Source organism: Flavobacterium sp. (assembly GCF_031422135.1).
Lineage (GTDB): Bacteria > Bacteroidota > Bacteroidia > Flavobacteriales > Flavobacteriaceae > Flavobacterium.
Genome location: NZ_JANOQD010000035.1, coordinates 69487 through 86957, shown reverse-complemented (window position 1 = coordinate 86957; position 17471 = coordinate 69487). Strand labels below are relative to the sequence as shown.

The following is a 17471-nucleotide window of genomic DNA, read 5'->3' as shown; positions in this document are numbered from 1 at the left end:
TTCTAAAAACAGCTTGCTGTGACTTGAAAAACTTGTTTTTAAGCATCTTATTTTTTGAAAACTACCACTTAAAACCCAAAATAAACCTCGCTTAAACGTGCTTAAACGAGGTTAATTTTTATCCTTATTTTGATCCCGAAGTGTCGGGATACTTTTTGAATGAGGTTGCGCAACAGCTACCGCTGTTAGTGGCTGGCTTCATTGTTGTTTAGATTAACCTATCATTTATTTTTAAATACTGCATCTATTTTGAGATGGTTTTTCTTATTTGAAACTGATTTCAATTCAAAAATCAAATCTAAACTTGTAGCTGGTTGCAATGGAAATTTATGTTTTGCTAACAAATTTTTTAAAGCCAAATTAATTTTATCCTCTCCAATTAGCAAATACAGTTCATACATTTTTACTAAGCCTTTATTGTAAATTACATTAGCATTATTTGGGTTGGAAGTGTATAATGGTTCTTCTCCGCTAAACGCTTTTTCGCTATCGTACATGCTTTGATACAGATTTACCATTTCTAACATTTTATCTTTACCATATTCGTTTTTGAACAGCATTAATTGTGTGTATTGTGCTAAAGTTTCAATTATTACACCGCTTCCTTCTCTGTTAGCTGGACTCATTTGAGCATTACGTCCCCACCATTGATGTGACAATTCGTGTGCTGCTAATTCATTGATTATATCTTGACCTTCGCCTTGAGTTAAGTTTAAATGAAATTGTTTTTCATTAATGTAAATAGTCGCAGGATATGCTGTTGCTGCAAAACCTCTAGTAAAACTACTAATTTCAGCAAAACGAATTGTTTTGAACGGATATTTTCCAAAATTGGTTTCACAATATTCTATAGAATTCACAATGCTTTTCATTAAATGTTTTATATTTTGATTGTGCTTTGGATCGTATAAAACTTCAATTGAAATATCATTATAATTAGATACTTGAATAGCATATTTTGCTGATGAAACCGCAAATCGAAACGGAATATTTTGTGCTTTATAATGAAAATAATTTCGATTATTTTTCAACTTTTTTTCTGCCAATTCACCAATAGAAATAGCCGTTTGATTTACTGATGTTGAAATAATAGCATCAAAATTGATGAATTGATAATCATAAGGGTTTTCTAATGGAGCATCAACTTTGGCAAGCGGATCAAGTAAAGGCATTTTTCGAGTTTTTCTTTCTTCTTTGTCTTCAATTTGATTGTCTAAATTATATCCAACAGACGGAAAATAATTGCTAATGCGAATAAAAGTACCATTGTCTACTATTGCATTAAACGATTGATGACCTCTCAAGGGTTCAATTTGATATTCAAAATCAAAATTGATTGTAATGGTATCATTTGGTAACATTTTTTGTTTTGTTTTATACAAATACTGCCCAAACTCACTATCTTTTTTTTCTAATACTAGTTTCGATGAGGTTATTGAATTCCATTTTATATCTTTATCAGTAGAGATTAAAATTTCTGAAATTTCCGATTTAGTTTTATTAACCAAAACATAAGTTCCTTTTACTTCATAACTGTTTTGTTCAGGAAATAAATCAATGGTTGTTCTTACATCAACTACAGTTGGTTGTGGCTTAGTTTTAAACGATTTATATTTTTCTTCGTATTGTTGTTGCCAATTGATAGCTTCTTCTGTTGAAATAGTATTACTTTTTGAAACGATGTAGATTCCAAAAATTGACATTAATAGAATTGGTATAACAAGAACTAATGCTTGTATGAGTTTGATTTTTAAAATCGATTTATTCATAAATAGTATTCCTAAAATTGAGAATAATACAGTAAATGAAAAACTATAACACATATTTATAAAAAATGCTTTTGGAAAATAACCGAAACCATTTATATCACTATACACATCTGGTAAAAAATTAGCAAATCGAGTTAACGGATGCGAAAATCCAATTTCTTTTGCAATAGATGTATTTGTAGCTATAAGAAAAACAGCAGAAATGGAAAGTGCAACGTATTTGTTTTTTATTAGATACTGCAATCCAATAACAAACCAACCACAGATTGATGCTGGCAAACCAATATAATAGAACAAAGTCAAATAAGCTTTCCAATCGATAATTGGATATTGATACATTACTTGAAATAAAACGCCTAGCAGTATGCAAAAAAATATCAAAATCAACGAAATGACGAGTAGTGTAATAAACTTTGAAATAAACAAAGCCATATTTGAAAAAGCTGTTGAATTTTCGATGGATAAAAAATTAACACTCTTACTTTTCCATACTAATTCGCTTCCATAAAAAATCATTGCCAATAACAATATAAAGGGAATTGTAGCCAATATTGTATTAATCATTAAAGCTGTTGTAACAAAATATTGTGGTAATCGAACACCGCCTTCAATTGCTCCGTACATTTCCATTCCAAGAATAAACAAACTACAAAAAATTAACAAAACAAATGGAATACTTTTGATGGTTGATTTTAAATCAATCTTTAAAAAGGAAACAATTGTTTTAATGAAATAACTACTTCCATTTGATTTGGTTTTGGTTTTAGTAAATAGATATTTTCTTTCTTTTGACACATTACTAACTAAAGTTTTCTTTTTTTGTTTGTTTGAGATTTTAAAATGAAATAATTTGTAAGCAATAAATAAAAAACCAAAAGCCAATACTATAACGGTAACTCTATTTAATAATAAATTACCTGAAAGCTGAAGTACAGTAGTATTTCTTTTTAAAGCCGACCAATATTTTGTTTGTTCAAAAAAAGCAGCCATACCAAAAGGATCTAGTTTTGCTGATAAACTCATAGCTGCATCTGAAACAGGCAAAGATCCAGAAATTAAAGGTGTATTTGAAAAAATGGAAAAAATCATATACAGTATATAAGTTCCCAATCCACTTAAATAAACAAGCATTTTATTTTTACTAAACCACGCAGTTATACAAACGATTACTGTGCAAAAAAGTATATTCGGTACTACAATTACAAAAAAGGAATAAAAATAATGTGATAATTGAAAATCACCCCATTTTTCGCTATTGTCAATTTTTAAAATATGCCCTAGCATATATCCACTAAGAAATAATAAAAATGTAAAAATGGCAACCCCAAAAACTATTAAAAACCGACTAATAAAATAGTTGTTAACTGTAATAGGCGTTGCATAAAGAACTTCATCAAACCGATTGTCTTTTTCTCTTAACAAACTCTGTGAAGCTATGATTACAATAGGAAAAAGACTTGTAAGTGAAAATAATCCGAAAAATAAATTAATAACATAAGGCGAATTGTAAGTAATGTTTGGAAATCCAATTCCAGCTGATGTTCCTATCAAAATTCCGAATCCGAAAAATGCTAAGAACATTATATAAAATGAAATTTTACGGCTATAAAATCTCCATTCAAAAAAAAGTAAATGACGTAACATAATTATTGGAGTTTTAGTAATGTGTTGAAATAAACATCTTCTAAATCAGCTTCGGTTGAAGTAAATCCGTTTTGCGGATTTTCATTCGCAAAAATTCTAATATTTAATTTGCCAGTTTGTAGTTGTGTAGAAATAATTTTGTACTGATTTTGAAAGTCAATAAGTTTACTTTTGTCGATTTGTTTCTTCCAAACTTTACCATTTAGCGAAGCAATAAATTCCTCTGGATTGCCACTTACAAGCAATTCTCCTTTATTGATAATTGCCATTTGTGTACACAGATTTCGAACATCTTCCACTAAATGTGTTGATAGAATAACTATTATATTTTCGCCTATTTCACTCAATAAATTATTAAATCGATTTCGTTCTTCTGGGTCTAAACCGGCTGTTGGTTCATCAACAATTATTATACTTGGATTACCTAAAAGTGATTGTGCTACACCAAAACGTTGACGCATTCCGCCGCTATAAGTACTTACAGCTTTGCTTTTGTGATCAATTAAATTGGTTTTTTCAAGTAAAGCTAAAATTTGCTCTTTACGAGTAATTGGATTGTTTAACCCTTTTAGAATGGCCAAATGATTTAATAAATCATAAGCCGAAATATTTGGATAAACACCAAAATCTTGTGGTAAGTAACCCAATTGTGTTTTAATGAAAGTTGGATTTTCAACAATATCAGTATCATTGAAATTAAGGCTGCCTTGGTCAGGTTGTTGCAAACCTACAATTGTTTTCATTAATGTTGACTTTCCTGCACCATTTGGACCTAATAAGCCAAACATTCCGTTTTCAATTTCAAGTGAAATGTTACTCAACGCTTGTACACCATTTGCGTAGGTTTTTGTGAGATTTTTAATTTTTAAACTGTTCATTTTTGATTAATTTTAAGATGATGATTATTATTTTTTGGACATAGAAATCCCTGTCGGTTAAAAAACCGATATTTTAAACTTATATGTTGATTGATTTATTTTTTAACGTATTCTATAATGTCTCCAGGCTCACATTGCAATATTTCACAAATGGCTTCCAAAGTATCAAACCGAATACCTTTTGCTTTACCTGTTTTTAAAATAGATAAATTAGCAGGTGTTATATCTAGTTTTTCGGCTAGCTCTTTAGACTGCATTTTACGTTTAGCAAGCATTACATCTATGTTTACAACTATTGGCATAACTAAATAAATAAGTCTTGTTCGTTTTGTAATTTATAACCTTGTTCAAAAATGGCATTCATAAAAAATATAAAGAAACCCATAATTAAATGCGCTACTATCATTGCAATAAAAGGAAAATCTTCAACCGATTTAAATGACCAAAACATTACCAAAATTGGATATACCGCTAAATTAAAAATGTAGAAATGTTTTAACTTTTTTATTCCAAAATCTGTAAATAATTTTTCTTGCTTGAAAGCATTGAAAACACCACTTAATAAATAAAAGAAAAAACCATACAAGGCAATTCCAATAACCATTTCAGCAACATAAGCTGGTGTAAATTCTGAACCTAATAAAAAATGTTTAGAAGTAAAAGGAAAATTTATTGCAAAGCGATTATTTTCAAGTTTTTCAAAAAAAGGCCCCTCAAATAGACAATTAATTAATATATAAACTGCGGTGAATAAATAACCTATAGCAATAATTTTGACAGCATAATACAACATAGAAGAAATAATTTTTATTGATTTCATTAAATTGAAAATTTAAAATTAATGATGCAAATATAATAATTAATTATTGTAAAACAATAATTAATTAAAATTTATTTACAAATATTAAAAAATCGATTTAGAATGAAAATTACATTAGGTTCATGATTCTGCGCAATAAAACACCACAACGTTTTGTCACTTCGACGCAGTAGAAGTCACATTTAGAGCATTTATTTACAAACCAATACCTGACAGGTTTTAAAACCTATCAGGTATAATTTAATAATTAACATTACTGTTTGTCACTTCGACGCAGGAGAAGTCACATTTCTATCATTTATTTTCTTCTATTAGCTTTACTAAAGTGCTATTTACATTTCATCATCATCCAAATAATCCATTGGATTAAAATCACCATCATCATCTTTAAAAAAATCTTCAGGAGAAATGCCAGGTGGATTAAACAAACCCCACGAATCAGGAATATAATTATTAATGTCAAATGATGCAACCCAATCTATAAACAAGAGCCTAAATTCATCTATTTCTTTACGAATAAGCATTATATAATCATCAGCATTAATGCCTTCTTCATATTGTAAACTTCCAGCTTGAACAGATAATTCTCTTGCCGCTTTTCTTATAATAGCAGCATTTTCCATTCGCAAATCATACAAATTACCACCTTCTGCACCAGCAATTTTTGCAGGAATTAAATAGGTATTTTCATGCATAAAACCTTTGATAGTTTGCAAATACTCATTGTCTTCAGGAATTAATTTCCCCAAGCCTTCTGCCAGTTTTGCAATTTCCATCGCTTTAATCATGATGGGCATTTGGTATATTTTGTCTTTCATTAATTTACTTTTTCTAATACACTAAATTTTTCCAAAATTACGAAGAAATTAAAAAGGGTGTTTTTCCCCTTTCATAAGAAAAAAATCCACTATAAATTTGTAACATATTATTTTTTAAGCACTTATAAAATTAAATTCTTTTCCGCCTAATGCAAAATGCAAAATAAAAAGGCAAAATAATATTTATATAGGAATGGCTGATTTTATAATCAATGCAGCTTTTCTTTTTGGTCAAAAAGGAAAATCTAAATATACATAAAAATTTAAAAAAATAGTCAAAAAGATGAATGAGCAATCCAAAAACAGTTCCTCTTCTCAATTTCTAAAAACAGATGGTGGCAAAACCAAATCGAATGCAATAGAAGTGCCAAGTATTTCTTTGCCTAAAGGTGGTGGTGCAATAAAAGGTATTGATGAAAAATTTTCTGTAAATGCTGTTAATGGCACCTCTTCATTTTCAATTCCCCTTCCTTTTTCACCTGCAAGAGGAGTATCACCTTCATTGGGACTATCTTATAGTTCAGGCGCTGGCAACGGTATATTTGGGTTGGGTTGGAACTTAAGTTTAGGATCCATCAAGCGTAAAACTGACAAAGGATTACCACAATATTTTGATACTATTGATTCTGATACTTTTTTATTTTCCGAAGCGGAAGATTTGGTACCTGAATTTAAAAAGAATCTCGATGGTGATTTTGAATTGGACACCGATAATGAATATCTCATTAATGAAAGAGATTCATCCAATACGCTTTTTACTATCAGAAATTACAAACCTAGAATTGAAGGATTATTTGCTCGCATAGAACGTTGGACTGATAAAACAATGGGAAGAATCAAATGGCGTGTAATTACTAAAGATAACACAACTACATTATTTGGTTGGACTGATAATGCTATTATTTCAAACCCAGATGACCCAACAAAAATTTATGAATGGTTACCAGAGTTTGTATTTGATGATAAAGGAAATTGTTCTCAATATATTTATAGAAAAGAAAATGAATTTGGTTTTGATAATAGCCTTTTACATAATCGCAATCGCATAAAAAATAATCTAATTTCATATACCAATTTATATCTTGAAAAAATACTTTATGGAAATCAAACGCCTTATGGAGGATTTGGAGGTACTTTACCAAGCGAAACAGATTATATGTTTCAAACTATTTTTGACTATGGTACTTTATTAATCAATGACTCATTTGATGTTATCAATGATTGGGATTTTAGACCTGATGCTTTTTCTGATTACAAAGCAGGTTTTGAAATAAGAACCACCCGACTGTGCAAAAGAGTTTTACTTTTTCATGTATTTGATGAATTGGCAATATTGCTTGATAAATCAGATAAAAAAACACTTATAAAATCTGTAAATTTTGAATATGACCTTTCAACAGAGCAAGATTTCACATTCCTAACAAAGGTTACTTCTTTAGGATATATCAAAAAATCAGATGGTACTTATTCCCATAAAAAACTCCCACCTATGGAGTTTGAATACCAAAAACATGATTGGAGTAATGAAGTAAAGACTATTTCCTCCGACGATTTGATTCATGCTCCTTCAGGTTTGGATGAACAGCAATACCAATTCACCGATTTGTATAATGAAGGTTTATCGGGTATTCTCACTGAACAAGCCAACGGCTGGTATTACAAGCATAACCTAGGCGGTGGAAAATTTGAACAAGCAAAATTGGTTTCTCCAAAACCATCTTTTAGTGGATTGGGTGGTACTTTGCAATTAGCCGATTTGGATGGAGATGGTGGCAAACAGCTAGTGAGTTATGGTAGTGAACCAAAAGGCTTCTTTGAATTAGATGATGATAACCAGTGGGAAGGTTTACGTTCCTTTAAAGCGCTACCAAATATAGATTTTGGTGATGCCAATACTAGAATGCTCGATTTGAATGGTGATGGTAAACCAGAAGTAGTAATATCAGAAGATAATGTTTTTACTTGGTATGCCTCCGAAGGAAGAAATGGATATGCAACAGCAAAAAAAACAGTGAAGTCTTTTGATGAAGAAGAAGGGCCACATATTGTTTTTGCCGATGCAAAACAAACCATTTATTTGGCTGATATGTCTGGAAATGGAATGACTGATATTTTACGAATTCGAAATGGAGAAGTATGTTATTGGCCCAATTTAGGATATGGCAAATTTGGTGCAAAAATAGCCATGGATAACGCTCCCGTTTTTGATCATCCCGATATTTTTAATCCTGCTTATTTACGATTGGCAGATATTGACGGTTCTGGCACTTCTGATATCATTTATTTAGGTAAAAATAAATTTACTTGTTGGAAAAATTTAAGTGGAAACCGTTTTGGCAAAATTCCATTTGAAATAACATCCTTTCCAGAAATTCATTCTCAATCAAAAATAACAGTTACTGATTTATTGGGAAATGGCATTGCTTGTATTGTCTGGTCAAGCCCACTTTCAAAAGATGCCAATGCTCCCTTAAGATATATTGACCTTATGAACAGCAAGAAACCCCACATCATGGTTTCTTATAAAAATAATTTAGGTAAAGAAGTTTCCTTAGAATATACATCTTCTACCAAATTTTATATTGAAGATAAACTGGCTGGAAAACCCTGGGTAACTAAGTTGCATTTTCCTGTTCATTGTGTTTCCAAAACGATTACACAAGATAAAATATCAGGGTACAAATTTGTGAGTGAATACAAATATCATCATGGCTATTATGACCATCCTGAAAGAGAATTTAGAGGCTTTGGAATGGTAGAACAAATCGATGCAGAAACTTTTGAACATTGGGTTAAGAGCGGTGCTACAAATATTACCGATGCATCGCTGCACCAAGAACCTGTGGTTTCAAAAAGCTGGAATCATACTGGAGCTTTTTTGCAAAAGGATAAAATCTTGAATCAGTTTGAGCAAGATTATTGGTATAATGAAATGGATAGACAGCTGAATATTAATGTTATACACAATGAGGAAAAACTCCCCGATGCTAAAATAATTTTGGCTCCAGCAATTAATGAATCGGTTTTAAAAAATCTTTCAAGTCAAGAATGGCAGGAAGCACTAAGAGCATGTAAAGGCATGGGATTGCGTTCTGAAACTTTTGCAAAAGATGCAATTAAATATGGTAATACCTATGATGCTCGCAAAAAAGAACTAACGCCTTTTTCAGTTGGTACTCATAATTGTATTATTGAATTGCTTCAGCCAAAAGGCAAAAACAAACATGCTGTTTTTATTGTGAAAGAAAGCGAAGCGGTTACATATAGTTACGAAAGAAATACTGAGGATCCTAGAATTGCTCATAGTTTGAATATCAAACTGGATGAATACTGTAATGTTTTAGAATCGGTTGCCATTGTTTATCCGCGTTTGCTAGAAGATGTATCACTTCCCGAAGCAACAAAAAAAGAACAGGACAAAACAGTAATTATTTATACCCAACATCAGTTTACAAACGACATTAATGAAGAAAATGACTATCGTTTGCGATTACCCTCAGAAGTAAAAACGTATGACATTAAAGGAACAAAGTTTGTCACTCCAACAGGTTTATTCAAGTTGACGGATTTTGATAATCCTGCTGCTACTGTTCCATATAATATTCTTCTTTCATCAACGGTCATTCCTTATAAACAATACAATAATAATCCAGCAATTAGTACTCAAAAAAGATTAATAGAACATATTCGATCTACTTATTGTCGAAATAATCTAACTTCTTCTTTGCCTTTAGGACAACTAGAATCGCTCGCAATACCTTCTCAAGGATTTCAATTGGCCTATACACCCGATTTAATAGAAGATATTTATGCAGGTAAAGTAACAGATGCTTTATTAATAGAAGGGAAGTTTGTGCATAGCGAGGGAGATACTAACTGGTGGATTCAGTCTGGAACAACACAATTTATTAGTGGAGCAGAAACTGTTGTTGCTGCAAAAAACAGATTTTATTTACCAATATCTTATACTGATCCTTATGAAGCCAAAACTAAAGTTAAATATTATGGAAATTATTTTCTTTTTATAGAAGAAACAGAAGATAATTTAGGGCATAAATCGGTGGTAGAAAACTTTAATTTCCGAACATTATCTCCCAAAAGGATGAAAGATATCAACGGTAATTTTTCTGAAGCAGTTAGTGATGAATTAGGCTTTGTAAAAGCAGTAGCTATTATGGGCAAAGGCCTAGAAGCAGATGAACTTACTGGTATAACAGAAATTACTGACGATGCAGAATCAGATTTAATCGATAGTTTTTTTCAAGCGCCTAACTCCGTTCAACTAACCACTATTGGAAAATCATTATTAAACCGCTCTTCTTCAAGATTTGTTTATGATTTTGAAGCTTACATTAATTCTGGCAAACCCGCAGTGGTGGCAGCTATTACTAGAGAAACACATTATAGAAAACCAAACGGAAGTCTTAATCCAGAGAGTAAAGTACAAATTGCCTTTGAATATTCTAATGGTATTGGCGAAGTAGTGATGAAAAAAGGACAAGCAGAACCAGGTCTTGCTAAAGAAGTACTTGTAAATTCTGACAACACTATAGCAATTACTGATATTAATACGGCTTCACTTGTACCCAAACAACTCCGCTGGATTGGCAATGGCAGAACCATCAAAAACAACAAAGGCAATGCTGTAAAACAGTATGAGCCCTATTTTTCGGTAAGTTGGAAGTATGAAAATTATAAAGAATTGGTGGAAACAGGCGTTACGCCTATCATGTATTATGATGCAGCAGGGCGATTGATCAAAACCGAAATGCCAGACGATACTTTTACAAAAATAGTATTTGATTCTTGGAAGCAAACGGTTTATGATGCCAATGATACCATACTCGAATCTCCATGGTATCTTAACCGAACCAATAGGGTTATTGATACTCAACTCTTAGCCGAAGGAAAAGATCCAGCCCGAGAAAAAATTGCAGCTGATAAAGCTGTCAAACACGCCAATACGCCCTCTGTTTTGCATTTTGATACTTTAGGAAGACCTGTTTTATCGATAAGTCATAACATAAATCCAATTACTGATATAGAAGAGTTTCAAAAAACTAAAATATTTTTAGATACCGAAGGGAACTTACGTACGGTTACAGATGCCCGAGAAATTCCTGAAAATAGTAATTTAGGAAATGTCGTAATGCAGTACAAATATGATATGCTGGGTAACTTAGTGTATCATAACAGTATGGATGCTGGAGAACGATGGCTTTTGGTTAATATTTTAGGAAATCCGCTTCGTACTTGGGATCAGCGAAATCATGAATTTCAGTATTTTTATGATTCTTCCCATCGTCCTATTTACAATAAAGTTTTGGGTGGAGATGGAGTGGTGCTGTTAGATAATATATTTCAAAAAATAGTGTATGCCGAAAGTCTTTTATTGCCTGACAGAAGCAACGAGATGGTTTTGCAAAATATAAATATATTAGGAAAACCTATTGCACTTTATGATACTGGTGGAGTAGTCCTTTCACCAGAATATGATTTTAAAGGACAACCTATTTTTACCACCCGAAAATTATTTAAAAAATACAAAGAAACAGCCAATTGGATTGACGGAAATCTAACGAATGATCTAGAGTCTGGGCTTGGGTTTACTTTTTCTACAGAAACCGATGCATTAGGCAGAATAACCAAACAGACAGCTCCAGATGGAAGCATTATTACACCTTCTTACAATGAAGCAGGTTTACTAAATGGAGAAGAGGTCTTGCATAATTCACCTTCACTCAGCCAGATTTATATAAAAGATATCGATTATAATGAGAAAGGACAGCGCAATAAAATTATTTATGGCAACGATGTAATGACTACTTTTTTTTATGATAAAAAAACTTTCCGTGTAAATCATATTCAAACCAAACGAAAAAACAATGACCCTTTGCAGGATTGGTATTATACTTTTGATGCAGTAGGCAATATCACTCATATTGAAGATAAAAATATACCAGTTACTTTTTTTAACAATCAAAAAGTAACTGGAGATACAGAATATACCTATGATGCCCTTTATCGTTTGATAGAAGCCAAAGGACGAGAAAATGATGCCGCACTTTCATTTACGAATAAAGACAATTGGAACGATCAGCCTTTTATGAATACGCATAACAATGGCGATATCATGGCAGTACGCAATTACACTCAAAATTACCAATATGATTATGTAGGGAATATTAAAGAAATGCGTCATCAGTCATTAGGTAACAATTGGACAAGGGTGTATGATTATGAAACAGATAATAATCGCATAAAAACTACAATAATAGGCTCTGAAACCTATGTTTACAAACACCATACAGAACACGGTTTTATTACCGAGATGCCGCACTTAGACGAAATGGGCTGGAGTTTTAAGGAGGAGCTTGTAAAAACGATCAGACAAAAAGTAAATGCGGGTAATGGCACTGCCGAAACTACTTATTACCAATATGATGGTCAAGGCCAGCGTATCCGTAAAATCACAGAAAACTCGGCAAGTCAAGGAAATATTCCAACTATAAAAAATGACCGAATTTATATTTCTGGCTACGAAACCTATAGAAAATACCAAAGCAATGCCTTAGTTTTTGAACGCGAAACCTTAAGCCTAATTGACCAAGGCAATAGGTTTGTAATGGTAGATACCGTAAAAGAAAATACAGATGCCTCTGCTGCTATTGAAGACCGAAAAGGCGAAAGATTAACACGATACCAATTAAGCAATCATTTAGGCTCAGCAGCATTAGAGCTAGACCAAGCCGCCCAAGTAATTAGTTACGAAGAATACCACCCTTTTGGCACCACGGCTTACCAAGCCAAAAGTGCCACCATAAAAGCAACGGCCAAACGCTACCGCTTTACGGGTATGGAACGAGACGAAGAAACAGGTTTAGCGTATCATAGCGCAAGGTATTATTTGCCATTGCTGGGCAGGTGGCTAAGCAGCGACCCCATTGGCATAGGCGACGGGGTAAATTTGTATGCGTATTGTAAGGGGAATCCGGTTGGCAAAAGTGATAAGAGTGGGAAGCAAAGTTCTCCACCCCCGGGATTAATTACTAATAACCCTAGTATTGGAGCAGCATGGGAACAAGCCGTTGTGCGTACTCTTGGAGGCAGGTATGGTACAGCCAGTTATTCTGATACGGTAACAAGATTTCAATCAGAAGTTTCTACACGAATAACTGCTAATGGTGGTTCACTAGGTTCCAACAGAGCAGCAGGAACAGCTATTAACTATGCCCGTACAAATTACGCTTCAGTTCGTACAACTTTTGGTGCAATATTGCGTGATAGAGGAATATCGTTAAGTGGAATTCAGGTTCATCATAATTTTGATGAACTTGCAGAAAATCCAAGGTCTGCCCTTACGACCACAAATTTATTGTTTGCTAGAGGTAATGCTGGTACCGTTGGTTCTGGACACAATTTCGCTCATAGGGTTGGAGATGCTATGGCAAACGGGGTAAGAAATCCTGGTATACATGTAAGAGATGAACTAGCAGCAATTGGTGTAAGACCTGATGTACCTGAATTGAGTTCTTCACCAACAATTACGCCATCCGCTCCCGCTCTAAGCATATCTGCACCTGCTGTAACACCAAGAGCAACTTTAGGTGCAACAATAAGAAGTGGAGTTGGTAATGCAATATCTTCAGGAAGAGCATTTGTATCAAGAAACCGAGGTGCAATAGCAACTGGAGCAGCTACTACTGCTGCCAGAGCGGCAACATTAGGAAGAGCCACATTAAGTGTGGCGGTAAGAACCCTAGTGCCTGGTGCTGCAGAAGCAATGGATGGGGCTGCAATGGTTAGATCGATGGGTGGAGCCAGGGTTGTTGCAAGGGCAGCAGTCCAACCCGTTGTAACTGCGGCGAGAGGATTGGCAGCAGCAGTTTCCGCAGCACCTGCGGCAGCGGTAGGCACAGCATTAGTTGCTGGAGTAGCAGGTGGATTAGTAGGTAATGTTGTAGAAGAACATGTTACTGCTGCTACTGGAAGCAGAGAGGTTGGAGTAGGAGCTGGAACACTTGCAGGGGCAGCAACAGGTGCTTTAATTGGCGCTACAATAGGTTCCATTGTACCTGGTTTAGGTACAGCTGCAGGAGCCGTAATAGGTGGTGTAGCTGGTGGTATAGGTGGATTCATAGGATCTTATTGGTAACAACGCCTTCGGTTCGAGTCCTCACGAATCGAAGTTTAAAAAATATTATTAACTGAAAAACAAATTATTGCCAATGCATTATTACAAAAACTATATACAACTTAAATAGGAATTTGTCACTCTGAACGAAGTGAAAAGTCATAAAAAAGCAGAAGTGGTGCGTAGGGACACGCACCAAGGCAAAGAATTTTAAAATATACAATGTTAAAATATAAATAAATATTTAAACCTATTAAAAAACCACCTATCATGGCAACAACAACTCAACTTCAAAACCCAAATACCGTTACCGGTAAAGTATCCGATAAAAATGGCAAACCTTTGGCAAACCTTACAGTAGCAATTTACGATAAAGATATGCGGAGCGAAGATTTACTCGCCGAAACACAAACCCTAAAAGACGGTACTTATACAACAACGTGGTTGCACAGCCAGTTGGCGGGCCGAGGAAAAAAAGAGGCCGACATTTTGATAAAAGTTTTTTCTACCGAAAAAAATAGATTACTTTTTTCTTCTACTATTAACGAAGTTCGCTTTAATGCTTCGCCCCAAGAAGAAATAAATATTACTATCAAAAACACAATTTTAGCCGAATGGGTTGAGTATGATTATCTATTAAAACAAGTTACTTTTTTAGCCCATAAAGTGGCTATAACCGATTTACAAGAAACAAAAGAACAGCCCGATATTACTTTTTTATCAAAAGAACTAGAGGTAAATTCAACTAAAATACATCATTTGGTAGTTGCGCATCAGTTACAAAAAAATTCAAAAATTGATGCTGCATTTTTTTATGCCTTGTTGCAAAAAAACACTTTGCTAAAAAGTGGTAAATCGGCAGTAGTTACTACTCCATTGTTTATTGATATTAACTCAGACACCCAAACTGTTTTGTATTTAGCAGCGTTAACCGATGCTAAATTAATTCAAAAACATATACAAGAGTGTGTTAAAGAGTTAATTGTAAACAAAGAGGTTTTAAAAAATAGCGAACAAAATATAAAACTACTACAAAGCTATGCTAAGGAAGCCGAAGCGTATTATAAAACTGGGCATCCTAAAAAAGCTTTCCAAACTGTTTCTGATTTTATAAAATCGGGTAAAATTAAAGAAGTAACTACCCTTTTTGAAGACAACAAAAATGATTTAGGTGCTTTTTTTGAAAAGCTGGGCGATACTTCTTTCACAAGTAAAGAAACCAAATCTACTGATGATAAAACCCTTACAGCTTTAAATAATCTTTTTGGTTTTGGTAACGAAATGATTCCGCTGATTATTAAATCAAAAAAAATAACCAAACCAGAAGATGTTAAGAAATTAGCCAAGCTAAATAAAACCGAATGGGTAGCAGAATTAACCCAAGCTAAAGGCAAAAACATAACGTTCGAGGATAAAAACAGTATCAACTTATTTGCATCAAGTATGGTGCGTAAAATGGAAAACGATTTTCCAACACTTGCCTTTATTGCACAATTAGAAAGGGAGAAGAAACCTATTTTAAAAAACCAAAAAAACATAATCACCTTTTTAAATAAACACGATGATTTTGATTTAAAAAACGACAATATTGACCATTACTTAAGAGAAAAAAAAGTACCTCAAGCTGAAAGTGTAGCCATAAAAGAAGAACTAAAATCTGTTCAACGTATTTTTAAGTTAACACCAAACTATAGTAAAACCAATGCTTTACGTAGCCAAAACATACACTCTGCGCAAAGCATTACTGCCCTAGGCGAAACACGTTTTGTAAACGAAATTGCACCCAAAGCAGGTTTATCAACTAAGGAAGCTAAGCTTATAGTTAAAAAAGCAGAAAATATAAACACCGCTACCATGCTTATCATGGGCGAATTGCAGGATACTATGCGAGCAATGGACATGGCATCGTTAGAGACCACTACATTAGCAAAAAAACTGGAAGCCGTAAGTAAAGATTTTCCCAATTTAAAATCGCTATTTAAAATAACGGATAATTGTGCCTGCGAACATTGCCGCTCTGTTTACAGCCCGGCAGCTTATTTGGTAGAAATATTAGAGTTTTTAAAAAATAGAACCGTTAAAGATACCGTAACAAATACTACTTCCAATTTAGCTAAAGACGAGTTATTTAAACGCCGACCAGATTTAGGTGAAATTGATTTAGGTTGCGCCAACGCAAATACGCCCGTTAAATATATTGATTTAGTTTGCGAAATTTTAGAAGAAGCCATTGCACCCAACAGCCATTTTGTGTATTCGGGTATGCTATCTGATGGGGCAAACCCATTAGAAGGTATGATATCGGCCAATTTATTAGCAAGCATTAATAGTGCACAAATACAACTTACCGACCCTGTTTCGGGAAACCCAATTTTTGTGCCCAGCAACTACGAAATTACGGATAAGGCATTTATTGTTGATACTGGAATATTTGAAATTTCAAAACCTGTTTATTATTTACGCGATAAAAGCATTGTTTTTAAAATAGTTTTTGAGCAGGTAGTTGCAGGCGTTAATCAATATAAAGTTTACCGCTTAAAACAAACTTTTGGCACTGCCGAAGAGTTAGATGCAGCACCAGAATATGTAAATGTAAGCGCCTACCACGAATTACAAAACAAGGCCTTTGCCTTTAAACTTCCGTTTGATTTAAACCACACCGAAGCAAATGCTTATTTTAATCGCTTTGGTATAGCCCGGAGCGATTTGATGCAAACTTTTAAAGTTGGAGCTACACCAAGTAGTGGAAGTATAGCAGCCGAAAAGTTAGGTTTAAACCATACCGAAAGGGAGTTAATTATTGCTCCTTCGGCACTTACCAATATTGCCCAACAAGCCTTTTGGAATGTGCCAACTCCTGGCAATGTAGTAGATTATTTAAAACACGTTAATCATTTTTTAGATAAAACTAATCTTAATTTTGCAGAGCTAGATTTACTTCTAAAACTAAAATTTATTGATAAAGACAGCAACTTATTTATAAAGCACAATTATGATGACTTGTTGCCAGGAGAAACCACTGCTGATAGAAAAATATCTTGTGACACCGCAAAAAAAGAAATTGCCAACCTAAATTTTGCAGCTTTAGACCGCATACACAGGTTTTTGCGCTTGCAGAAAAAAACAGGTATTAAGTTTCAATTACTTGATGAGATTATATCTCAGCCTAAGCTTGGCAATGGAAAGCTAGATGCTGGCGATGACAATGGAAACGGAATTACCAATGGCGACGAGTGCTTAATTATTACAGCTACTTTATTAGAAATTGCAGCAAAAACAGGTGTTAAACTGGAACAATTAATAGGCTTTTATGGTACAATTCCGCTTAAAATACTTTCGCATGATTTGCCAAAACCTTTGTACTACCAAGTTTTTTTAAACAAAGCAAAAAACGGTTTTATTGATATT

7 protein-coding genes are annotated in these 17471 nt (G+C 33.5%); 1 reads left to right on the top strand and 6 read right to left on the bottom strand.

All coding sequences use genetic code 11. From position 1 onward, the window contains the following. Window positions 1-221 precede the first annotated feature (221 nt). The 5 genes from RMO70_RS06150 to RMO70_RS06130 all read right to left on the bottom strand — a co-directional run bounded on the left by RMO70_RS06150 (window position 222) and on the right by RMO70_RS06130 (window position 5929). Complete coding sequence (locus RMO70_RS06150) at window positions 222-3350, bottom strand: M1 family aminopeptidase (protein WP_310555549.1); 3129 nt, start codon at window positions 3348-3350, stop codon at window positions 222-224. Between the two features lie 65 nt (window positions 3351-3415). Further along, complete coding sequence (locus RMO70_RS06145; protein ID WP_310555548.1) at window positions 3416-4291, bottom strand: ABC transporter ATP-binding protein; 876 nt, start codon at window positions 4289-4291, stop codon at window positions 3416-3418. Between the two features lie 95 nt (window positions 4292-4386). Beyond that, complete coding sequence (locus RMO70_RS06140) at window positions 4387-4593, bottom strand: helix-turn-helix transcriptional regulator (RefSeq protein WP_310555547.1); 207 nt, start codon at window positions 4591-4593, stop codon at window positions 4387-4389. Between the two features lie 2 nt (window positions 4594-4595). Then, window positions 4596-5111 carry a DUF2975 domain-containing protein gene (locus RMO70_RS06135; protein WP_310555546.1) on the bottom strand — a complete coding sequence of 172 codons (516 nt, stop codon included), beginning with the start codon at window positions 5109-5111 and terminating at the stop codon, window positions 4596-4598. A 332-nt stretch (window positions 5112-5443) separates the two neighbouring features. Further along, entirely contained in the window at window positions 5444-5929 is a 486-nt protein-coding gene (locus RMO70_RS06130; RefSeq protein WP_310555545.1) for a hypothetical protein, read from the bottom strand. A gap of 283 nt (window positions 5930-6212) precedes the next feature. Between RMO70_RS06130 and RMO70_RS06125 the strand changes: the two genes are divergently transcribed. Beyond that, window positions 6213-14084, top strand: coding sequence for a SpvB/TcaC N-terminal domain-containing protein (locus RMO70_RS06125; protein ID WP_310555544.1), 7872 nt, complete (start codon window positions 6213-6215; stop codon window positions 14082-14084). A gap of 2870 nt (window positions 14085-16954) precedes the next feature. Here the strand turns inward: RMO70_RS06125 and RMO70_RS16895 are convergent. Then, on the bottom strand, window positions 16955-17035 hold the full coding sequence (locus RMO70_RS16895) for a hypothetical protein (protein ID WP_409025071.1): 81 nt from the start codon (window positions 17033-17035) through the stop codon (window positions 16955-16957). Window positions 17036-17471: the final 436 nt, after the last annotated feature.